Genomic DNA, 21,622 nt, shown 5'->3' on the forward strand with positions numbered 1-21,622 from the left:
CATGGACCTGCTCATGATTATTAAAGCAATTATTCTAGGCATCGTCGAAGGTATAACCGAGTTTGCTCCCGTATCCTCTACAGGTCATATGATTATTGTGGATGATATGTGGCTGCAGTCACAGGCGTTTCTGGGCCAACATACGGCGAATACGTTTAAAGTAGTTATTCAATTGGGTTCTATCCTGGCGGTTGTCGTTATTTTCTGGAAAAGATTCATTGATCTGCTGGGTCTGAAGCGGTTCAGCCGCAAAGAAATGCAGCCTATACAGGATGGACAGCCACAGCAGTCTTCCGGTGAAGGAGGGCATCTGAAGCTTCGTATGGTGCTGATCGGCCTGATTCCTGCCGCGGTCCTAGGTTTACTTACAGAGAATTATATTGATGACCATCTGTTCTCGACGGCAACTGTATTGATTGGACTCGTCATAGGTGCTGTATTCATGATTTGTGCCGACCGTTTTGCGCCGAAGAAGGTGCAGACTGAAACGGTCGATCAAGTGACTTACAAACAAGCGCTAGGCGTTGGACTGATGCAGTGCTTCGCCTTGTGGCCGGGCTTTTCCCGCTCCGGTTCAACCATCTCCGGGGGCGTACTGCTCGGGATGAGCTACCGGGCAGCAGCCGACTTCACGTTCATTATGGCCGTGCCGGTCATGGCCGGAGCTACACTGATTTCTTTAATGAAGAACTGGCAATACTTCACGATGGAGTCGCTGCCGTTCTTCATCGCTGGCTTCATCAGCGCCTTTGTCTTCGCCCTATTGTCGATGCGTTTCTTCCTGAAACTGATCAATCGGGTTAAGTTGCTGCCCTTCGCTATCTACCGAATTGTGCTAGCAGCAGTGGTGTATATTATTTTCTTCTAACTGGCTATAAGGATTCCGTATAACTGTTACACTCATAATCTATTGCGGTTTACTTGGTATTCCAGTATCATGACGTTATATTCATTCCCGAAACTGAATAACGGATACAGGTGCCTGCCGGATGATAGACATACCGGATGGCTTAATAGGGAAGTTCGGTGCAAGACCGACGCGGTCCCGCCACTGTAACGGAAGAGTCTTCAGCAACCCTCGTCACTGGCAGCATATGCTGTTCGGGAAGACGGCTGAAGATGTAGACGCCGCAGCCAGGAGACCTGCCTGTTTCGACAGCACAGCTTTACCTACGGAAGATAGGATGGTGTTAGACCAGCTACAAGTATGTATAATACTAGGGCGTCTTTCCCTCTGACTTCTTACAGGGAGAGACGCCTTTTTTGGGTATAAAACATGACGTATATAGATTATTAGTGAGATAGGGGAGGAACCTAGGAATGACGCAAACAGTAAAAGTGAGCAACCTCGGGTACCCGAGAATCGGGAAGAACCGCGAATGGAAAAAGAACCTGGAGACCTTCTGGTCTGGTCAAAAAGATGAAGCGGAATTCCGCTCCGAAATGGAGAGAATCCAGCTTGAGCATTTGCAAACTCAAAAGGAAGCTGGCATTGATCTGATTCCGGTCAATGATTTCACATTCTACGACCACGTCCTGGATGCAGCCGTAATGTTCGGCGTTGTGCCTCCACGTTATGATTACGACGGCGGAGATATCGGCTTGGATCTTTACTTCGCAATGGCTCGTGGTAATGCTACAGCCACTGCTTGCGAAATGACAAAATGGTTCAACACGAACTATCACTATATCGTTCCGGAGATCGGCAATCAAACGCCGCGTTTGACCGAAAACAAGCCACTTGCAGCATATCGTTTTGCCAAAGAGAAAGCAGGAATCGAAGGAAAGCCGGTTGTCATCGGTCTGTACACTTTCCTGAAGCTCTCCAAAGGCTTCCAGTCTTCTGAAACAGCTGAAATCGCTAAGCGTTTCCTGCCTGTATATGTACAACTGCTTCAAGAGCTTCAGCAAGAAGGCGTGAAGTGGGTTCAAGTGGACGAGCCTGCGGTTGTAACTGGGCTTACCAATGAAGACATCAGCTTGCTTGAGTCGATTTATGCAGAAATCGCTGCAGCTGTGCCTGGATTGAACATCATCCTGCAAACCTACTTCGAAGCTGCTGAACCGCTTGAAGCGTTGCTCAAGCTGCCTGTACAAGGTCTGGGTCTGGACTTCGTGCACGATGGCGGTACAAACCTCGAGTCGATCGAGCGTCTTGGCTGGCCGGAAGACAAGATTCTTGGCGTTGGTATCATCGACGGCCGTAACATTTGGCGCTCCGACCTGGATGCCAAGCTGGCATTGCTCGACAAACTGGCGACTCATGTTAGCCTGGATCGTGTATTCCTGCAACCGTCCTCCAGCTTGCTGCATGTACCGGTAACCGTAGAAGGCGAAGATAAAGTAAAATCGGTAATCAAGAACGCACTGGCATTCGCAAACGAGAAGCTGGTTGAACTGAAGCTGATTAGCTCTGCACTGGAAAACCGTGATGCAGTTGCTGCTGAGCTGCAAGCTAGCCGCGATGCGCTTGCTACCTTCCGTGCGCTGCCTGAGCGTGGCCGTGAAGATATCGCTGCAGAGGTGCGTAAGCTGGCTGTACTTCCTGCAAACCGTAACCTGCCATTCGCAGAGCGCGTGAAAGTACAACAAGAGAAATGGAACCTGCCACTGCTGCCAACAACAACGATTGGAAGCTTCCCGCAAACACCGGAAGTTCGTCAAGCACGTCTCAAATGGCGTAAAGGTGTATGGAACCAAGAGCGTTATGATCAATATATCCGCGATCAAATCGACGAAGTCATCACATTCCAAGAGAAGCTGGGACTTGATGTACTCGTACACGGCGAATTTGAACGTACAGACATGGTTGAATTCTTCGGTGAGAAGCTGGCTGGATATCTGTTCACTCGCAATGGCTGGGTGCAATCCTATGGCTCCCGCTGCGTGAAGCCACCGGTAATCTATGCTGACGTTGCTTTCATCGAGCCAATGACAGTTAAAGAGAGCGTTTATGCACAATCCCGCACCAAGCTTCCGGTAAAAGGCATGTTGACTGGACCGGTAACGATCCTGAACTGGTCGTTCGTCCGCGATGACCTGAGCCGTGAAGAAGTGGCGAACCAAATCGCGATTGCATTGCGTCATGAAGTGAAGGCACTGGAAGACGCTGGTGTTGAAATGATTCAAGTGGATGAGCCTGCGATTCGTGAAGGTCTGCCGCTGAAGCCAGAAGACCGTCAGCATTACCTGGATTGGTCGGTTAAAGCGTTCCGTATCTCCACTTACGATGTCAAAGATACGACGCAAATCCATACGCATATGTGCTATAGCGAATTCAACAACATGATCGATTCCATTTCCGATATGGATGCGGACGTTATCTCCATCGAAACTTCCCGTAGCCACGGCGAACTGATCGTAAGCTTCGAGGAGCAAGACTACGACAAAGGCATCGGCCTTGGCGTATACGACATCCACAGCCCGCGCGTACCGGCTGTAGAAGAAATGACTGTCAACATCGACCGCGCTCTGCGTGTACTGGACCCAGAACTGTTCTGGATCAATCCGGACTGCGGACTCAAGACTCGCGGCTGGGCAGAAACCGAAAGCGCCCTGCGCAACATGGTTGAGGCTGCTTCGATCGCAAGAACAAAGACTAGCGTAAGCAAAGCTTAAATGTAGCGCTGTAGGCTACAATATAGAACTATAAAAGAAACCAGCAGCTCTCTCTTCGTGGGGAGGCCTGCTGGTTTCTTTTATTGGGGAACTAGAACTGGCTCGGTTCGCTTAGACCATTTTAGCTGGTTGAGTCTAGCCAAACGGGAAGTGAGCAAGAGCATATAGCAGGAGAGTAAGGGCGTTGGGTGGATAAGTATGAGCATCCGGTTGTAAGGAGGAAATAAAGTATTATACTGACGATGCTTCATTAAGCCAATAGGGAGTTTGGTTATAATTGTTATTTACTGTAACCGATAGTGCTTTGATGTGGTAAAATTGAAGCTACTTATCATAAATACGATAGGGGGTATATTTGTGTTTTTAAATGAAAATATAGAAGTTGGAATAGACCTAGTTTCCGCTTACAAAGATAATAAGGCTTACAGAGATAGTTTTAATCAACTAACGACTTTAGCTTTTGATATTAACTTTGAAGTTTGGTATCAGAAAGGTTTCTGGGATGATCGTTATATCTGCTATTCATTTCTTAGAGATAGTAAAGTCATCGCTAATGTTTCTGTCAGCAAAATGGACGTAGTGATTAATGGGTTAAACAAGAAAGCGATTCAAATTGGAACAGTTATTACTCACCCTGATTTCAGGGGAAAAGGGCTTTCTAGAGCATTGATGAATCATGTTCTTAATATTTACGAGCAAGAATGTGATATCTTCTTCTTATTCGCTAATAGTACTGCGATTAACTTTTATCCGAAATTCGGATTTGAATCCTTTGGTGAATCGCAATTCAAATTGAAATTTAATCCCGTTCCAAATGAGGATTCCACCATATGCAAGCTGAATTGTTCCAATGAAGAAGACTTGGAATTTATCAAACGAATGGTTTTGTCCCGCAAACCTATTTCAGGACAATTTGGTGTTAGCAATAACCAAGGACTTTTTATGTTTTACGCTTTAAATGTGTTTCCCGAATCAATTTATTACTCGCAAGAGGACGAAGCTATTATCGTCTATCAGCAAGAAGGTCATACGCTTCATCTATACGATATAGTTAGTCAAGATGATGTTCATATAAATAGTTTACTTAACCGAATTGCTAATGAACAGACAGAGAGTATTCAATTTCATTTCACACCAGATCAATTCACTGAGAAAGCTCAGTATGAGCCGATGGATAATAATGACGATATGCTATTTATTAAGGCTAACTTTGCCATAGATAAAAATTCAAAGTTCTGTGTACCTGTACTAGCGCATGCTTAGCGTTATAATTTTATTTTTTTCCAATTAAGCTAACGGGAAACGATAATTGAACAACAAAAGAGGCAGTCTACGACTTTATTTTCGCAGAACACCAGTAGGTGAGCAGGGAGTGAAAAAGGGGAGTAAGAGCATCCAGCAGGTGAGTAAGGGCGTAGGGGAAGGCGAGTATGGGCACAGCAGAAGAGTCAGAGCATGGAGTGGGCGAGGAACAGATACAATCGAGTACATACAACAGGGGAGCGAGAGAATGCATCAGGTGGGCAAGAGTTAGCAGACAAGCAAGAGCCTACAGTAGTAAGCAAGGTTGTATAGATTGTAAAAGGGGTACCATACACCTCCTGGCGTTTGGGACACCTTCATTATTAGGGATTCTTTTTTTAATGATACACTTGATAATAATTCTCATTCTTGATAGAATAAATGAGAAAAGAAGGAACCGTGGAGGGTTCCTTCTGAATAGCTTACTTGCTCTCGAATGTTTTACAATCAGTTTCTTCCGCACGTGTTGGTTCCTTGGAGCTGTGGAAAGCAACGAAGATGGAATCGGCCTGACATTTGTTCTCCGCTGCCCAGTGCGTGCAGGAGTTGACTTCACAGATTACGTCTTTTGCCATAAGGGTTCACCTCCCCTTTAGTAAAATGACTTCATCGCTAAATGGAATGCCCTGCTCGGCAAGGTGGAGCTTGTCCGAACAGAACCATGCCCTCATCTGAATGGATGTGAGGGTTTTTGGTGTTATTTGTCTGTTAAGACACCGTAATTGTACCAAACAAACTGATTGTTCGCAAACAGCAGTATCCAGATCCGGGTACTGCTTTTTTTGTTTTTACCCGGTACTCTGGATCAATATATGCAAAACATTTAATAGTCATGCAACATTCCATCTTCTGGAATCGTCAGGGATACATAGAAGTATTCTACTAAATTATGGGGGTTTGATGATGCGAAAATGGGGGTTGTATGGAGTATGGTTATTGATTCTGGTTATTGTCGTCACGGGCTGCGGCTCGGCTGATCACAAGAGTAACAATGTGGCTGCGGATTCGGGTACGGCTAACTCAGTGAGTAAGTTTGAAAGTCAGACACTTAGTGATACATCTCCGGTAGCAGAGAAATCGAGTGTCGATGCTGATTCGGCTGTCAAAGCCGGGGGAGAATCAGGAGCTGGTAGTACGGATTCCGCAGAAGATTCTTCGGCAGTGGATACCGGGAAAACGGGTGCCGGGTTTACTGGCAGCGATGTTGTAGCTGGATTGAACAAGAAGCTGATCTATAAAGCCAACCTGAACATGGAAGTGGACAACTACGCCAAGGCTCAGACAGAAGTACGAAATATGGTTACTCTTGCTCAAGGCTATATCATTGGATTTGATGAGAATATGTCTGAATACGAGCAAGGTGGGAATTTCATTATGAAAGTACCGGCATCCGGCTTCTCGTCTTTTCTGAGTAATCTTGAGAAAGTGAAGCATGTGAAACTCCAGCGTAGTATCCAGGGGCAGGACGTGTCTGAAGAATACGTAGATCTTGAATCCCGACTGAAGGCTAAGCAGATGATGGAAGCTCAATACACCGAATTTATGAAAAAAGCGACCAAGCCCGCCGACCTTGTCGCGTTTGCCAACGAACTGGGTTCCATCCAGGAGGAGATTGAACGGATAAAAGGGAGAATGCGTTATATTGATCAGAATGTTTCGTTTTCAACTGTAGAGCTGCGCTTGTACCAAACGGACGCAAGTTTAGATGTGATGAAGAAAAAGGGTCAGGATCCACTTGGCACACGCGCATCACAGGCGCTGAGTGGCAGTCTGAATGCATTGTCCGTCACCTTTCAGTGGATTGTGGTGATCCTAGCTGGTGCCCTGCCCATATTGATAGCTGCAGCCATTATTCTGATAATCGTCTTCGCCTTCCGTAAAAGAAGACAGCGTGGCCACGACGAGCAATCCCAGTTGATTCGAGACGCCAATCGGCAGCTGGGAGGAAAGCAACCGAATGCGCCGGAAATCCGGCAACCGTCACCGGAGATTCCACAGGCTCAAGCGAAGGTGGATCAGACACAGCCTAAGGTGGAGCAAGCACTACCCAAGGCTCAGCAGACCTCATCAACAGCGGAGCAAGCGCAGCCAAAGGTAGAGCATGCGCAATCGGAAGATCCGCAATCGACACAGGGCGGTGCTGATCCTACTGACAGTCGTGATAATGACAACCAGGATAAAAAGTAAAGTATGAGGGTGAGAAATTTGTACCTGGGACGTGGACCTGCTATTTATGTTGCGGAAGCTAAGTTGGAATATAAGACGCTACATTGTTGAGTGTTGTGCCGAACGGAGAGCAGGCTGAGGGATAAAACAGTAACGAAGAATTAGCCGACAAAGATCAGACCATGCTCACTTGAAAAATAACTGGAAAAACTCAGACTGTCGAGAAACACCATTCTCTACGATTGTTGATGCGAAATAGCCTTATAAATCAGGCTCAGCTTCATCATCAATGCATGTCAAAACCACTGCTTCAGAAGGTTGGAGACGTATGCATGGGGGCTAACGGACCCCAGCGCCGTTATTTACACATCAAGCAGCTTCTGGAACATGTAACGGACTCAGGTGCCGCTATTTCCTCCCAAAACGTGGATTTTACACCCGATTTCTGCTCATAGCGTCTCTGGAGTCCGTTATTTTCTGGGACGGTCAGTTGTTAGGAAATAACGGATCTGAGGTCCGTTACCAGCTGGAACAAGAACCAGTCCTGATTTCGAGATAGGTTCATTAATCAAGGGTTTAATTATGGATTTTCTTAAAACAACAACTTTCTCAACAGTCTGAAAATTTCCAGTTAGCTCATCAGCACGGGGCTGATCTTCAGTAGAGGTTGTTTTCGGAATACAGAATCCTAAATTTCGTATCCCGAACCCGAGCTTGAATCTGTATCACTTCACCATTTTCATGCCTGCTCAATGAATTCGCCAAACACTTAACCAATCCTACAATAAAATACGAAAATCTATATTACTATACATCCATATACGCATATATAAAGTCACAGATTTCCTAGGTTCGCGCATTTAGACTAAAAAGCCGCCAAGTCTCACGTGTTTCGTGAGGCTTGGCGGCTTTGTTTTGGTACTACTGTTAAGACATAAAGGTCGATCAGCTAATCGTACTAGATGGTGGTTGTGAACAGCTTAATAGCTCCTGAACTTATATGTCGAAAATTTTAGTTGTGCTCATGCTTAGAATAATGCTCAAGCTCAGACCATACTGAAGCTCGGCCCCATGCTCAAGCACAGACTCAAACTGAAGCTTCAGACCATGCTTAAGCTCAGACCATGCTTAAGCTCAGACCATGCTCAAGCTCAGACCATACTGAAGCTCAGACCCATACTGAAGCTCAGACCGTACTGAAGCTCAGACCGTACTGAAGCTCAGACCATACTGAAGCTCGGCTCCATACTGAAGCACTGACCCATACTGAAGCTCAAGCCCAAACTCAAACTCAAGCCCTGACCATGCTCAAGCCCTACTCCTACTCCCTACGTTAAGCTTGCGGAAAAAGTACGCGATATTCCCCGTAGCCCTCTTCCTCAAGATCTTCTTTGGGCACGAAGCGCAGTGCTGCGGAGTTGATGCAGTAGCGCAGGCCGTTAGGGCCTGGGCCGTCGTTGAATACATGGCCGAGGTGAGAATCGGCTTCTTTACTGCGGACTTCCGTACGGACCATCAGATGGCTGAGGTCGGTCTTTTCCTTGACAGAATAATCACGGATCGGACGGGTGAAGCTCGGCCAGCCGCAGCCGGAGTCGTATTTGTCCTCAGAACTGAACAACGGCTCGCCGGACACGATGTCTACGTAAATGCCATCCCCGTGGTGATCCCAAAACTCGTTGCGGAAAGGAGACTCTGTAGCATTATTTTGTGTCACTTCATATTGAAGCGGAGTCAAACGTGCTCTCAGGCTTTCCTCGTCCTCTTTATGAGACCAATGTTGTTCGATAAAAGCATCCCGGCCAGAGCCCTTACGATAGCGTATGTAATGCCCCGGATTCTTGTGGTGATAGCCTTGATGGTATTCTTCGGCCGGGTAGAACTTGGACGCTGGGAGGATCGGCGTAACGATCGGCTTGGAGAAGCGACCGCTTTCCTGAAGCTCGGTTTTGGAAGCTTCGGCTTCGGCCCGCTGCTCCTCGGAATGGGTGAAGATCGCTGTGCCGTAGGAAGTTCCCCGGTCGTAGAATTGCCCACCTTCATCGGTAGGGTCGATTTGCTGCCAGAACAGCTCCAGAAGCTTGCGATACGGGAAAATATCAGGATTGAACGTAATCTGCACCGCTTCCACATGACCCGTGGTTTCGGAGCATACTTGCTCATACGTAGGATTTTCTGTATGGCCGCCGGTGTAGCCGGAGACTACTTTGATAATGCCCGGCAGCTCCTCAAAAGGGGATACCATGCACCAGAAGCATCCACCTGCGAAAGTGGCTTGTTCCGTCTTGGATTCTATATGATTGTTGTGAACTTCACTCATTAATATCCCTCCATTCAGATAATGCAATTAAATAGATCACAATTTAATTATAAAACAAATATGGGCCGCCTGCCAGCAGTTGCCTCCATCAAATCCCATTTGGACGCTTGCGTAATGACAGTCCTGCTAGGCCAATCACAACTACATACAGCAGGATAGCGACAATGGCGTTGCCCGGATTGCTCAGCCCAGTCCCGCCAAGATACGCAAACAGGGCGATACCAGGGATTTTGCCTAAGGCCGATGCCAGCAGAAAGCTCCAGAAGGGCAGGCCTGCCGCTCCGGCGTAAGCATTAACCGCAGTCTGCGGGATGATTGGTAGCAGCCGGGCCAATACGACAGAGGCGAAGGGACGACGTTCCACAGTAGTTGTGAACTTTTCAAGTGAGGGAATAGAGGCCAGATAGGCTCTGGCCCTGCCCTGGAACCAGTACTTTACACCAATAAACATCAGGGCTGCGGCCAGGTTCGTCGCTAACCAGCAGATAAGCGCACCTGCAAAACTTCCATATACATAACCGAATAATCCGATGACAGCCTTGTAGGGCACAACCGGGAATAAGGCGAGCACAGTGGCCAATCCCACCGACAAAATCGGATTTTGAACATCTCTCATCCAGTCCAGGATATCATTCCTGTAAATAAACGCGGCACCTATGCCCGCAACATACAACAGAATCGGCAACCATTTTCTCATCTTAATATGCCCTTTCCTCCATCTCTTCATCTCATCATACTGAAAAAAACGAAAATATTGAAGCAAAGGTCATTTGTCGGCGTATCAGTTCAAGGTATAATAGCTGGAAGAGTACATACGGGATGAACATCCTGACTTCAAGAGGGGGATAGCTCAAGCAATGATAATAGCTCCTGATCGAAAAAGAGTTGCGTTGGTCGGAATTGGCGGCATTGCGCGCAAAGTATATCTGCCGCTGCTGGCTAACCATCCGCAAGCCGAGGTGGCGGGCGTGCTCAGCCGTTCATCGAGAACTGTTCAGGATACGGTGGAGACATATCGTTTTCCCCAAGGTACTACAGATCTGAATGAATTGTTGTCCTGGAATGTGGATGCCGTATTTGTGCATAGCCCAACACCCACCCATTATGATATCGTTATGGAATGTCTTGAACGCAAAGTATCGGTCTATGTAGATAAGCCGCTCTCCTATAACCTGAAGGAGTCGCAGGAAATGGCCCGTTTTGCCCAGGCGCAGGGAGTTCTGCTGGCTGTAGGCTTTAACCGCCGATATGCTCCTTTGTATGTAGGGGCGAAGGCTTGGCTGGAGCAAGGTGGCGGCATCAGCCACTGTACGGCTGTTAAGCATCGTACACAGCTTCAGTCCGGCAGCAGCCGGGAGACGGTGTATGATGACCTGATACATATGCTGGATCTGCTGCTATGGCTGTGCGGTAATGACTATGAGCTATTACGCTCTATGCTACAGAGCAACGACGAGGGTCAACTGCTACAATCCACGGGTCTGCTCAGTTGGAAGAGCGAAGCGTCAGGGATGTTCAGTATGGTCCGGGATGCCGGGACTGATCTGGGGAAGCTGGAGCTACATGGGAATGGCAGATCAGCGGAAGTAGTGAATCTGGAAACGGCGGTACTCTATGAAAAGGATGGCTTGCCGCGCAGTCTGGGCTTTGGCAGCTGGGACACCATACTTCAGAGAAGAGGCTTTAGCGGCGCGGTGGAAGATTTTCTAAGTCATATCGATACTCCAGAGCAATGCGGCATTGCAGCCGCAGCCGTATTGGCAAGCCATAGACTAGCGGAAGAGCTTACGGATTGAGGAGAATAGAAAGGGGAAAGACATACGATGGATGACCAGCGTAAACAAATGGAAGAACAGATTATTGAGAGTTACAAGCGTGATGAAGAAATGATGATTCTTGTCTTTGCCCAGTGGTGCGTGAATAATAAGCTAGACCCGCATGCCTTGTATTTGCAGGCCTACCCGCATCAGGAGAATAATGCAGCTCTTCATCATGCGCTCTCCTTAACGGTACCGGAGGAAGAAGCCGGATTCATCTCGAATGATACGGTGCTGGGCGTTTTGTCGCTGTACGGCAATGATGATCTGGCCTTTGTAGTCACTGAAGCGATCGCGGAACAGGCGTCTGCACAGGGTAACGGAGAGTAGCAAAAACCGGAAATTATTAGGTCAGTGTTAACTTTTTTTTGGCAAACGATGTTCATTAGGGTTGAAGTGTGGTAAAATTTTATATACTAACTAATAGTAAGTTTTATTAGTGAGAGGTGAGAACAATGGAACAACATCAACTAGCCCTGTGTCCGAGATTCGAGACAGCCTTTTCTTTTCTGGGCAAGCGTTGGAATGGACTTATTATCCAGACATTAATGAGCGGACCAAAGCGCTTTAAAGATATTTCGGGTCTGATCCCTTCGATGAGCGATAAGATGCTGTCTGAGCGGATGAAGGATCTGGAATGTGAAGGCATTCTGGTACGTCATGTTTACCCGGAAACTCCGGTACGCATCGAGTATGAATTGACAGACAAAGGCCGTGCGCTTGAACCTGTCATGGAACAAATTTCTGTATGGGCCGAGAGCTGGGTCGAGTAGCTTAGCCCTGGCAATACGTCCTGTTGACTGCCCCTTTCTTCCATTATTGAAGAAGGGGGTTTTTCATCATCTATCTAAAAATTGGATAAAGAAGTATTGCACGATTTAATGCTTTATGTAATATAATAGAAAAAACATTGCCCAGTCCCTGATGGATCGCTTACCCATTGAGTTTTGCCTGTAGTCCGGCGTAAAGTTCTGCAAACAGCCCGGGTACTTCCGGTAGCTGCTTGAGATGTAAGCTTTAGATTCAGCATAACAATCAGGAGGCGAGGAGATGAAGACTACCCTGTTTTCCCGGGAAATAACGTATGGAAAAAAGGATGTTGCCGAGCTGGAAGCTGCTTCGATCAAGGTGCAGCTTATTTATGACAAGACACTGTTTATGCTTCACAGCCATCTTCCCCAGTCCTTGTGGGATGCGTGGATCGGTGTGCCCTACAACATTATATCGTCCCTTTATAAGGGGGATAATGATGGCGGAACTGTTTTTCAAAAGTGGATCCAAGGCCCGACAGGCTGGAAATGTATTGGGTGTGAACGTCATTGTCTGGAATCTACGTCACCACCGGCTGAAGTCCGGCCATCGGGTGTACAACGGCAGTACAAGTTCCACAATGGCATCAGACAAAGCATGGTACTTCAGGCTGTAATCTGGTCCTTGTATGAGGATACGGTATTGTTCGAACCTTTTTTGGGCGCTGAGCCCTTTTTGACTGAAGAGGACCTGGATACGATTTCCTCTTACTTCGTGCCAACCTATCTGAGCCAAGTTCCTTTACATGAGCTTTCGAAGCCCTGTAAAGAGTATAAAGATCAACATATTCGTGTATACCAGGAGTGGATTTCGGCACCCGATGTGGTCCTTCAATGGGATGGTGGGCTGACGGAAGGACGTTGGATGACTGGTGTTTATATGGATCATGCCCGGTTTGCCGGACTTGGCCCTTATGTGAAGGATGCCAAAGGCAAGCGTACGTATATGCAGGCCTTTGTTCAATAAAATGATCTAATTGCTGTGTGTTAAATCACAAGTCAAGGTTTCTATCGGGGGTAAGGTAGAAGGGGAGAACAACCCGAACTGCCAACCGAAGGAGGAACCCGCAAATGACGATGAGACAACCTATGGATAAAGATACAGCCTCCCGGCCAACGCCGGAAATCAATTTGAGCACTGAAACATGGGTAAGAGATGTAGTACTACAATTTCCTAAATCTGCGGATTATTTTAAAGCTAACCGTATCGATTTCTGCTGTGGCGGAGCCAAACCACTTGGGGAAGCTGTCACTGAACGGGGATTGGACAAGGAGGCTGTACTGGCCGATCTGAACAAAATGCTGAAGGAACATCCGGTTCTGGAAGAAGAAACGGTGTGGAACCACGCTTCTTCCTCTGAACTAATCGAGCATATTGTGAACAAGCATCATCAGTACCTGCGCCAGGAGTTGCCCCTGATTGCACAGAATGTCAACAAAGTATTTCGTGTTCATGGCGGAGACTCTCCGCATTTGGCCCAAATGCACGCGCTGTTCCACAAGCTGATGGACGAATTGCTTGATCATACAGCCAAGGAAGAGGATGCACAGTTCCCGAGGATTTTGGCATATGATGCTGATTCGGGAAAAGCTAGTTTGACAGAATTGCGTGCAGCGCTGGATGAACTGGAAGGCGAGCATGATGCTGCAGGCGATATTTTACTGCAGATTCGCAGAATTACTGATGATTTCACACCTCCGGAACATGCGTGCACCACGTACCGGTTGACCTATGCACGTCTGGAAGAGTTAGAAGGGATGACATTTGAACATATTCATCTGGAGAACAATATCTTATTTCCCAGATATCAATAGAAGTAGAACTGCAAAGAGCCCCTTCGGGGACTCTTTTTTATACTATCAGTAGGTATAATCTCCTGATTTTACATTGAGAACGTGGCTGGCTTCGGTTATCCTAAAGGGAGACGGAATACGAAGTGATTACAGCCTGAGACACTACTAGCGGATGTTGTCGTCGGGAAGATAGGGCGGTGCCGGAAATGCCCATGAGAGGGTTGGGGCGTTTGTTGCTAGGTTTGTTCATTATTATGACTTTAGGTGGATGTTCCTCTGTCCTAGGAACCAAAGCAGAAGTTATTACAGGTCCTGAGGGACCGACATTCTCCTTAATGGTTGGTGACAAAGAGCTGGCTGACAGCACGGAAAGATTGTTAAGCGGCACTTATAGAAAGGGAATCACGATTCTTGAACTGCTGCAGGACAGCGGTGCTGCTGTATTTGCAGAAGACGGAATGAAGATCCTCGCTGTAACCAATGTGTCCCTGGGGCCAGAAATGGAATGGGAAGTGCAAATGGACGGTAAGGTTATCAGTAATACGAATTGGAAGAGTAGCCCAGTTCATGATAATGCACGTCTTGTTATTATGGCAAAGTCGGATGCCGGAGGCAAAGAACCGGAATCAGTCTTCCTATACGTGAACGGTGGAAGTGAACAAGAGAGCCTGACACATATGTATGTGATGAGCTTTACAAGTGATCTCTCCGTCAGAAGCCTGCTGAAAAACTGCGGAATGATTCAACTGTCAGAAGACAACCAGAGGATTCAGGCAGTGAAAGGACATACGTCACTGACCAGTGAAATATGGCATTTGCGCGTAAATGGCAAAAAGCTGATGGACAACGGAATGGACATGAAGCTTCGGCCGATGGATGAGTTGGAGATTTCCTTAGGACTACGATAATAACAATACATAACAGCCAGATCACCTATTAGAAATAGGGGGTCTGGCTATTTCTGTTGTGCTAACAAGGGTTTATTTTTATGGAGGAATCATTATTGAATATAATGTGAAAACATTCACATTTACTGTGACTGCAATCACCATCGCGGTTTAAATTTGAAATGTATACTTTCATTATTAGGAAATATCTAGAGAGCACGCAGAAGCATAGAGGAGGCATCTAACTATGACAGCAAACAGAGAAAAGTTAGTATTAGTCGGCAACGGGATGGCCGGAATTGGCACTGTGGAGCAGATTTTAAAGCTTGGTGGCGCGTACGAGATTACCGTAATTGGTAGTGAACCTCACCCTAATTACAACCGTATCATGCTTTCTTATGTTCTGGAAGGCAGTAAGACCACCGAGGACATTATCCTGAATAATTGGAACTGGTATGAGGACAATGGGATTACACTGCATACAGGAACAACGGCTACGCGTATCGATACAGCGTCACGGGAGATCCACACAGATAGCGGATTGGTGATTCCCTACGACAAAGCCATCATCGCAACGGGATCGAATTCGTTCATTCTACCGGTGCCGGGCAGCGACAAGGAAGGGGTAGTAGGCTTCCGCGATATTGCAGATTGTGAGGCTATGCTAGCAGCAGCTCAGCAGTACAACAAAGCAGCTGTGATTGGCGGGGGGCTTCTCGGTTTGGAGGCGGCTAAAGGTCTGGTCAATCTGGGCATGGATGTTACAGTCGTGCATCTGATGGAAGATTTAATGGAGCGCCAGCTTGACCGGAGTGCCTCTTCAATGCTGCAAGCTGAGCTTGAGCGTCAGGGTGTGAAATTTGCGATGGGCATGCAGACGGTAGAGCTGACTGGTGAGCAGCGGGTAAGTGGCCTACGCTTCAGCGATGGCAGCGAGTTAGCAGCTGATTTTGTCGTCATGGCTGTCGGGATTAAGCCGAACGTGCAATTGGCGAAGGATAGTGATCTTGAAGTAAACCGCGGAATTGTTGTGAATGACTATCTGCAAACCTCTGCAGAGGGAGTGTATTCTGTGGGCGAGTGTACGGAGCACCGGGGCGTATGTTATGGTCTCGTCGCACCGTTGTTTGAGCAGGGGATGGTACTTGCAAAGCATTTGTGCGGTGTGGACACGAAGCCATATGAAGGTTCCGTGGTGTCGACCAAGCTGAAAATCTCCGGTGTGGATGTATTTTCTGCTGGCGAATTCATAGATACCCCCGAACATACGGTGATCTCTGCCAAAGATGAATGGAAACGAACATACAAGAAGATTTTGCTGAAAAACAATATTATCGTCGGCGCAGTCCTGTTCGGAGATGTGACAGAATCGGCTAACTTGCAGAAGCTTGTGAAGCAAGGCGCGGAAATGACGGATGATATCTATGCGGAGGTTATGGGCACTGGCTGCTGCGGAAATGGTGATGCCAAAAAGGGCTTGTCAGTAGAGTCCATGGCCGATGAAGAGATTGTCTGCGGCTGTAATGGTGTAACCAAGAAGGCGATAGTAGACGCTGTGACCGAGAATGGTTTCACGACTGTGGACGAGATTAAGGCTTGCACGGGTGCAACACGCTCCTGCGGCGGCTGCAAGCCTGTAGTTGAGCAGATTCTGCAATTTGTACTGGGTGATAGCTTCCAGCAAAGTGCCAAACAGGGCATTTGCAGCTGTACCTCCTTAAGCCGGGATGAGATCGTAGCAGAGATTCATGCGAAAGGTCTGAAGACCAGCAAAGAGGTCATGCATGTACTGGGCTGGACTCAGGAGGAAGGCTGCTCCAAGTGCCGGCCGGCTATTAACTATTACCTGGGTATGACATATCCCGATACGTATGAGGACGAGAAGGAATCGCGTTTCGTCAATGAGAGAATGGGGGCCAACATCCAGAAGGACGGCACCTATACTGTAATTCCGCGGATGTACGGTGGGGTGACGACACCAGAGGATTTGAAGAAAATCGCCGATGTTTCCCTCAAGTACGACGTTAAAGTGGTCAAAGTCACTGGCGGACAGCGTCTCGATCTGATCGGTGTGAAGAAGGAAGATCTGCCCAAGGTGTGGGAAGAGCTCGATATGCCTTCCGGCTATGGTTATGCCAAATCGCTACGTACCGTTAAGACCTGTGTGGGATCGCAGTTCTGCCGTTTCGGCACCCAGGATTCCATGGGCATGGGCGCTTTGATGGAGCGCAAGTACGAACGACTCGACTTCCCGGCAAAATTTAAAATGGCCGTCAACGGCTGTCCGCGCAACTGTGCGGAATCCTGCACCAAGGATATCGGCATCGTCGGCAATGATGGTGGCTGGGAGGTCTTTATCGGGGGCAACGGCGGGATTAAGCCGCGGATTGCGGATTCATTCTGCAAGGTCAAAACCGATGAGGAATTGATTAAAGTGTGCTCCGCTGTGATGCAGTATTACCGCGAAACTGGCAACTATCTGGAGAGAACGTCCGAGTGGGTAGAGCGAATGGGACTTGAGAACATTCAGAACGTCATTCTGGAGAATGAGAGCAACCGTAAGGAATTGGCGGCACGAATTGATTTTGCCCTGGCCCAGGTTACCGATCCTTGGAAAAAAATGCTGAACGACGACAGCACCCGCTCGGCTCTGTTCGAGACGGCAAAGATCTAGCCGAATACAGGCCGGCCGGAATATGAATGAATGCGAAAAAGGAGCGAGAACGATGGAAATGACGAAGCAGGAATATGCGATCGGCGAAGTGCAGGATTTTCTGCCGCAAATCGGTCGGGTAGTGAGGGCGGGGCAGACTGAGCTGGCTGTTTTCCGTACCTCTGACGGGACTTTTTATGCTGTGGAGAACCGCAGCCCTCATCCGAAGGGCGGACCGCTCGCGGAAGGAATCGTATCCGGCTATTACCTGTATGATCCACTATACGATTGGAAGATTGATCTGCGCTCCGGCGAGGTTCAGGCACCAGATCAGGGCAGAGTCGCAACCTATTCCGTTCAGACCGAAGACAATAAGGTGAAGGTCCGCGTGTAGCCTGATCGATTAAGCGTGATAAGTATTGTGAATCAGAAACAGCGGGGGGAATAGGTATGTTTGCACAAAATGTGGAGAATATCGTTGAAGCAGCTGTTTATAAACGCGATAAAATGAATGAAAGTCTGCCCAAATATTTTCTGGCAGCACTGCTGGCCGGGGCCTATGTCGGGATCGGCATTATCCTAATCTTTTCACTTGGAGCGCCACTGGCAGCACTCAAGTCACCATTTCAATCGCTGATTATGGGAGCTTCCTTCGGGATCGCGCTGACCCTTGTTGTCTTTGCGGGCTCGGAGCTGTTTACCGGGAATAATATGTTTTTTACAGCAAGCACGCTTGCAGGCAGAACTAGCATTGGGGATACCCTGAAGAACTGGGTGATCGTCTTTCTTGGCAATCTGGCAGGTGCTGTGGTTCTTGCCCTTCTGATTCAAGGAACGGGACTGTTCAAGGCGGCTCCGGCTGAACATCTGATTTTTACGGCTGCTGCCAAAAAAATGAGTCTACCATACGCAGAGCTGTTCTTCCGCGGCATTCTTTGTAACTGGCTGGTCTGTCTGGCCCTATGGATGTCCTCGCGAGCCAAGAGTGAGACTGCCAAGCTGGTGCTGATCTGGTGGTGTCTGTTCGCGTTCATCGCCAGCGGCTATGAGCATAGCGTAGCCAACATGACGCTGCTGAGTCTGGCCCTGCTCCTTCCAGGCCACCCTGAAACTATCTCGCTGGCAGGATGGCTGCACAACATGATTCCCGTAACGCTCGGCAATATTGTTGGCGGAGGCGTCTTTGTCGGTATGGCCTACTGTCTGATTTCACCTGTGCGCGGGGAAGGCAAGAAGTGAACGGTTAGGTCTATTAGATTGAACAAACTATAATGAACAATATGACATGTCTCCAAAGTGATTAGGGGGCATGTTTTTTTGTTCACTTTTTTGACTTAGGGCTAAGCTAGAACAAGCAAGGTTTCAGGATAATTCAAAATAATTCATAAAATGTTCTAAATTCATTAGACTGTAATATATTATGAAGTATTATTTTACAATTATGTTACATATGTTGATTTATATACCTAATAGAACTATATTATCTATTATTATACAATAAAAAGGGATTTCCTGGTAGTTAATGTGACTGCATACTTAAGGCAGGTGCTGCAATGCTGTATGAATGGAATGGTATACACAGTATTATGCTCAAAGATTAAGTGCTTAAGGGGAATTAGCAATCCTATGAGAGTACGCTTACAGAGCAGCTAGAGACTTCTTCTAAGTTTTAGTATGAATTGAAATGAGGAAAAAGGGAGCTTTTTCGGGAATATTGTACGAAATTTCACAATCTTTATCTGTAAGCTCGAACTTTATACTGGCTGGAAAGGCTCCGCACAATAAAAATAGAATGAAAAATAATCGGTGTAATTGATGGAGTTGGTTAATATTACTGATATTTCACAAAATAAGTATACAACAAAACTATCTAATTATTGTCTGACAGGTAGTATTCGAAATCAGATGTCCGCTTTAAGAGTGAATATCCTTGAATCGGATTTGATTTGCTGCGATAACATGCTGAACACTGAATACGACCTCTCATTGGGGGGGATCACAAGTCCTATTAAGTGGTTTATCGATCAAAATTGCTCAAGACTGGGCATTCGCTTGATCAGATATACAGCACACCAACGTGAACAGATAGTTAGCGCGTTAGCGGCTAAGCAGAGAGTAATTTTACACATAGACAGCAGGTGTCTAACCTACTCTCCGCTTTTCAAAACGAAAATAACCGTACATACCAACCATTATATTAATCTATTAGGCTTGGATGGAAGCCAATTATACATCAGTGATTCTTACATTCCAACATTACCTCCCTCTACATATGAAGGAACGATTGGCGTTAGTGAAGATTATATAAACAAGTCCACGGTTTTCATTCTGGAGCAAGTAAATGTTAAGCAGTTAACTGAAAATGAACGGAAAAACTGTATTGAACAATCCATTAAAAATTATTTATATCCCAATAGTATCGGTATTGACCACTATAACAGATTAGCCAATGATGTATCTTCCGTGATGAACGGGGAAAGTGTTGCGGAGGTTAAGAGCATCATGATGGAAATGGCCTCTTGTCTTGTTGTTAGCGGGCTGTATGCTTCCCGTATACTGTTTCTTGAAACGATCCTTCACAGCAATCTGCCTGACGAGAAAAAAACAGTTGCCAATAGACAGTTCACCGAACTTAGCACTATGTATATGAGCTTGAAGTTGTTGTTAACCAAATGCTCGTTCTCTAACCGCAAAGCTGACTATCTTTCCGTTCTTCATCGGCTGCAAGCTATTAAGGAACTGGAGACAGATGCATTGAAAAACTTGATTTAAGAAAGGGAGAATTATGAATTATAACAACTTGTGCGACATTTTGGATAATATGAGAGAAAGTGATAAAACAGCTTTAATCAATCTGGACCAAGAGCAGCTATCCTACCAAGAATTGTATACCTCTTCTAACAATTTTGCGAAATATTTACAAGAAAGTAGTGTAAATGTAATCACGCTTCTACCGAATGACTTATCTTATGTGGTCGCATTATTCGGGATTTGGTATGCAAGCAGAACGGCCGTACCTCTTGGAGTTGATCTTACAGACAGCGCTATATGCACCATCGCGGAATTTTGTGAAGCAGACACCATTATTATTGAAGCGAAAGACAGCGGCCGAGATTTCGGTCGTTTGAAACCGATTATTATAAACAAGCATTTGTTCGATCAGCACAAGCTAACCGTCCAGCCCGGCTTCCTGCAGATCAGTCCCAATTCAATAGCATTGCTGCTGTCCACCACTGGGACCTCTTCCAGTCCGAAATACGTGCAATTGACTCATGACAACATTTTGTCCGCGGTAAAAGGAATTTCAACGGCGTTTGAACTGGTTGAGGACTGTTGCGAATTGATTATCGGACCGCTCGGCTTTAGCACATCATTGGTTGCCCAACTGATGGTGGTACTGTATTCCAAAGGTAAATTGGTGATCTATAGCGGCCCTATTAACCCGCAGAGAATTGCTAGGCTTATTAAGCAATATAACGTTACCTTTACAGGTGCCACCACTTCTCTAGCTAAACTGATCTTTAATAATAATGCCCCCGAAGAGTTGTCTTCCCTTAAGGGCTTGGTCACAGGCGGCGAACCTGTAACAAAAGAATTTATCGAAATGCTGTCCCAATCCTATCCGCATTGCAGAGTCATGCAGTGTTACGGATTGACAGAAACTTCTTCTATGGCCACAGGTTATATTTCTGATGCAGAAGTACCAATCGGCTCAGCTGGTAAAGCCATGTCTCATGTGCAAATTCGAATTGTTAACGAGAACGGCGAGGAATGTCCAGCCGGAGTCCGCGGTGAAATTCTTTTTAGAGGAGATAGTGTCACCAAGGGATATTACAAGAATGATAGCCTTAATGCAGCAGCCTTTGATAATGGCTGGTTCAAAACCGGAGATATTGGCATGCTTGACGAGCAAGGATACTTATTTATTCTGGGACGACTCAAAAATATGCTGATTGTAGGCGGACAGAATGTATATCCTGAGGAGGTTGAAGAGTGTTTGCTCTCCCATCCACTTGTGCAGAATGCATATGTTTACGGGGAGGAGCATGAGGTGCTTGGAGAAGCGCCGGTAGCCAAAGTGGTTCTAAAACCGGAGGCTGTAATAACGGAAAATGAGCTTTACCGTCATTGTAAGGAGCGACTAAGCAGCTTGAAAATTCCTAAACGGATTATCTTTGAAGACAAGATCAGCTTGAATGCAATGGGTAAGCAAATCCGGATAAAGAGAGAGTAGTGCATATGTTAAATAAAACTAT

General features: G+C 46.7%; 19 protein-coding genes and 1 riboswitch. Of the genes, 16 read left to right on the plus strand and 3 right to left on the minus strand.

Going from position 1 to position 21,622, the window contains the following annotated elements:
- Position 1: 1 nt before the first annotated feature.
- The 4 genes from ACFORK_RS02795 to ACFORK_RS02810 all read left to right on the plus strand — a co-directional run bounded on the left by ACFORK_RS02795 (position 2) and on the right by ACFORK_RS02810 (position 5,152).
- Positions 2-868 (plus strand): undecaprenyl-diphosphate phosphatase, encoded by an 867-nt coding sequence (locus tag ACFORK_RS02795; protein ID WP_379195370.1) that lies wholly within the window; start codon positions 2-4, stop codon positions 866-868.
- Between the two features lie 91 nt (positions 869-959).
- Positions 960-1,165: riboswitch (cobalamin riboswitch) on the plus strand.
- Positions 1,166-1,320: 155 nt separating this feature from the next.
- Positions 1,321-3,618, plus strand: coding sequence for a 5-methyltetrahydropteroyltriglutamate--homocysteine S-methyltransferase (gene metE / locus ACFORK_RS02800; RefSeq protein ID WP_379195372.1), 2,298 nt, complete (start codon positions 1,321-1,323; stop codon positions 3,616-3,618).
- 357 nt (positions 3,619-3,975) lie between these two features.
- Positions 3,976-4,881, plus strand: a complete 906-nt coding sequence (locus tag ACFORK_RS02805) for a GNAT family N-acetyltransferase (RefSeq protein WP_379195374.1) — start codon at positions 3,976-3,978, stop codon at positions 4,879-4,881.
- Between the two features lie 46 nt (positions 4,882-4,927).
- A complete protein-coding gene (locus tag ACFORK_RS02810) occupies positions 4,928-5,152 on the plus strand; it encodes a hypothetical protein (RefSeq protein WP_379195376.1) in 225 nt (74 codons plus the stop codon).
- 190 nt (positions 5,153-5,342) lie between these two features.
- On the opposite strand, the gene ACFORK_RS02815 is transcribed toward ACFORK_RS02810, so the two are convergent.
- Positions 5,343-5,495, minus strand: a complete 153-nt coding sequence (locus tag ACFORK_RS02815; RefSeq protein WP_379195378.1) for a DUF1540 domain-containing protein — start codon at positions 5,493-5,495, stop codon at positions 5,343-5,345.
- A gap of 328 nt (positions 5,496-5,823) precedes the next feature.
- On the opposite strand from ACFORK_RS02815, the gene ACFORK_RS02820 reads away from it, so the two are divergent.
- Positions 5,824-7,107 (plus strand): DUF4349 domain-containing protein, encoded by a 1,284-nt coding sequence (locus tag ACFORK_RS02820; protein ID WP_379195380.1) that lies wholly within the window; start codon positions 5,824-5,826, stop codon positions 7,105-7,107.
- Positions 7,108-8,419: 1,312 nt separating this feature from the next.
- Here ACFORK_RS02820 and msrA read toward each other — a convergent pair.
- Positions 8,420-9,406 carry a peptide-methionine (S)-S-oxide reductase MsrA gene (gene msrA, locus ACFORK_RS02825; protein WP_379195382.1) on the minus strand — a complete coding sequence of 329 codons (987 nt, stop codon included), beginning with the start codon at positions 9,404-9,406 and terminating at the stop codon, positions 8,420-8,422.
- Positions 9,407-9,494: 88 nt separating this feature from the next.
- Complete coding sequence (locus ACFORK_RS02830; RefSeq protein WP_379195384.1) at positions 9,495-10,103, minus strand: TVP38/TMEM64 family protein; 609 nt, start codon at positions 10,101-10,103, stop codon at positions 9,495-9,497.
- Between the two features lie 160 nt (positions 10,104-10,263).
- Between ACFORK_RS02830 and ACFORK_RS02835 the strand changes: the two genes are divergently transcribed.
- From ACFORK_RS02835 to ACFORK_RS02885, 11 genes are all read left to right on the plus strand, one after another.
- Complete coding sequence (locus tag ACFORK_RS02835) at positions 10,264-11,202, plus strand: Gfo/Idh/MocA family protein (protein ID WP_379195386.1); 939 nt, start codon at positions 10,264-10,266, stop codon at positions 11,200-11,202.
- Positions 11,203-11,229: 27 nt separating this feature from the next.
- The gene (locus tag ACFORK_RS02840; protein WP_379195388.1) at positions 11,230-11,553 is read left to right on the plus strand and encodes a hypothetical protein; all 324 of its coding nucleotides are present in this window, start codon (positions 11,230-11,232) and stop codon (positions 11,551-11,553) included.
- Positions 11,554-11,678: 125 nt separating this feature from the next.
- Positions 11,679-11,996, plus strand: coding sequence for a winged helix-turn-helix transcriptional regulator (locus tag ACFORK_RS02845; RefSeq protein ID WP_379195390.1), 318 nt, complete (start codon positions 11,679-11,681; stop codon positions 11,994-11,996).
- A gap of 277 nt (positions 11,997-12,273) precedes the next feature.
- Entirely contained in the window at positions 12,274-12,999 is a 726-nt protein-coding gene (locus ACFORK_RS02850; protein ID WP_379195392.1) for a hypothetical protein, read from the plus strand.
- Positions 13,000-13,121: 122 nt separating this feature from the next.
- Positions 13,122-13,847 (plus strand): iron-sulfur cluster repair di-iron protein, encoded by a 726-nt coding sequence (gene ric, locus ACFORK_RS02855; RefSeq protein WP_379195760.1) that lies wholly within the window; start codon positions 13,122-13,124, stop codon positions 13,845-13,847.
- A gap of 191 nt (positions 13,848-14,038) precedes the next feature.
- Entirely contained in the window at positions 14,039-14,734 is a 696-nt protein-coding gene (locus tag ACFORK_RS02860; RefSeq protein WP_379195394.1) for a hypothetical protein, read from the plus strand.
- A 226-nt stretch (positions 14,735-14,960) separates the two neighbouring features.
- Positions 14,961-17,387, plus strand: coding sequence for a nitrite reductase large subunit NirB (gene nirB / locus ACFORK_RS02865; RefSeq protein WP_379195396.1), 2,427 nt, complete (start codon positions 14,961-14,963; stop codon positions 17,385-17,387).
- Between the two features lie 52 nt (positions 17,388-17,439).
- Entirely contained in the window at positions 17,440-17,760 is a 321-nt protein-coding gene (gene nirD, locus ACFORK_RS02870) for a nitrite reductase small subunit NirD (RefSeq protein WP_379195398.1), read from the plus strand.
- Positions 17,761-17,816: 56 nt separating this feature from the next.
- Positions 17,817-18,605 (plus strand): formate/nitrite transporter family protein, encoded by a 789-nt coding sequence (locus ACFORK_RS02875; RefSeq protein ID WP_379195400.1) that lies wholly within the window; start codon positions 17,817-17,819, stop codon positions 18,603-18,605.
- Between the two features lie 576 nt (positions 18,606-19,181).
- Complete coding sequence (locus ACFORK_RS02880; RefSeq protein WP_379195402.1) at positions 19,182-20,138, plus strand: hypothetical protein; 957 nt, start codon at positions 19,182-19,184, stop codon at positions 20,136-20,138.
- Between the two features lie 49 nt (positions 20,139-20,187).
- On the plus strand, positions 20,188-21,600 hold the full coding sequence (locus tag ACFORK_RS02885) for a class I adenylate-forming enzyme family protein (protein ID WP_379195762.1): 1,413 nt from the start codon (positions 20,188-20,190) through the stop codon (positions 21,598-21,600).
- The last annotated feature ends 22 nt before the right edge of the window (positions 21,601-21,622 follow it).

Source organism: Paenibacillus sp. GCM10012306 (assembly GCF_042649265.1).
GTDB lineage: Bacteria > Bacillota > Bacilli > Paenibacillales > Paenibacillaceae > Paenibacillus_AQ.

What these genes read in the sequence shown, in the direction of transcription:
- ACFORK_RS02795 (WP_379195370.1), top strand. Translation starts at nt 2, where the DNA reads ATGGACCTGCTCATGATTATTAAAGCAATTATTCTAGGCATCGTCGAA.
- metE (WP_379195372.1), top strand. Translation starts at nt 1,321, where the DNA reads ATGACGCAAACAGTAAAAGTGAGCAACCTCGGGTACCCGAGAATCGGG.
- ACFORK_RS02815 (WP_379195378.1), bottom strand. Translation starts at nt 5,495, where the DNA reads ATGGCAAAAGACGTAATCTGTGAAGTCAACTCCTGCACGCACTGGGCA.
- ACFORK_RS02820 (WP_379195380.1), top strand. Translation starts at nt 5,824, where the DNA reads ATGCGAAAATGGGGGTTGTATGGAGTATGGTTATTGATTCTGGTTATT.
- msrA (WP_379195382.1), bottom strand. Translation starts at nt 9,406, where the DNA reads ATGAGTGAAGTTCACAACAATCATATAGAATCCAAGACGGAACAAGCC.
- ACFORK_RS02830 (WP_379195384.1), bottom strand. Translation starts at nt 10,103, where the DNA reads ATGAGAAAATGGTTGCCGATTCTGTTGTATGTTGCGGGCATAGGTGCC.
- ACFORK_RS02835 (WP_379195386.1), top strand. Translation starts at nt 10,264, where the DNA reads ATGATAATAGCTCCTGATCGAAAAAGAGTTGCGTTGGTCGGAATTGGC.
- ACFORK_RS02840 (WP_379195388.1), top strand. Translation starts at nt 11,230, where the DNA reads ATGGATGACCAGCGTAAACAAATGGAAGAACAGATTATTGAGAGTTAC.
- ACFORK_RS02845 (WP_379195390.1), top strand. Translation starts at nt 11,679, where the DNA reads ATGGAACAACATCAACTAGCCCTGTGTCCGAGATTCGAGACAGCCTTT.
- ACFORK_RS02850 (WP_379195392.1), top strand. Translation starts at nt 12,274, where the DNA reads ATGAAGACTACCCTGTTTTCCCGGGAAATAACGTATGGAAAAAAGGAT.
- ric (WP_379195760.1), top strand. Translation starts at nt 13,122, where the DNA reads ATGGATAAAGATACAGCCTCCCGGCCAACGCCGGAAATCAATTTGAGC.
- ACFORK_RS02860 (WP_379195394.1), top strand. Translation starts at nt 14,039, where the DNA reads ATGAGAGGGTTGGGGCGTTTGTTGCTAGGTTTGTTCATTATTATGACT.
- nirB (WP_379195396.1), top strand. Translation starts at nt 14,961, where the DNA reads ATGACAGCAAACAGAGAAAAGTTAGTATTAGTCGGCAACGGGATGGCC.
- nirD (WP_379195398.1), top strand. Translation starts at nt 17,440, where the DNA reads ATGGAAATGACGAAGCAGGAATATGCGATCGGCGAAGTGCAGGATTTT.
- ACFORK_RS02875 (WP_379195400.1), top strand. Translation starts at nt 17,817, where the DNA reads ATGTTTGCACAAAATGTGGAGAATATCGTTGAAGCAGCTGTTTATAAA.
- ACFORK_RS02880 (WP_379195402.1), top strand. Translation starts at nt 19,182, where the DNA reads ATGGAGTTGGTTAATATTACTGATATTTCACAAAATAAGTATACAACA.
- ACFORK_RS02885 (WP_379195762.1), top strand. Translation starts at nt 20,188, where the DNA reads ATGAGAGAAAGTGATAAAACAGCTTTAATCAATCTGGACCAAGAGCAG.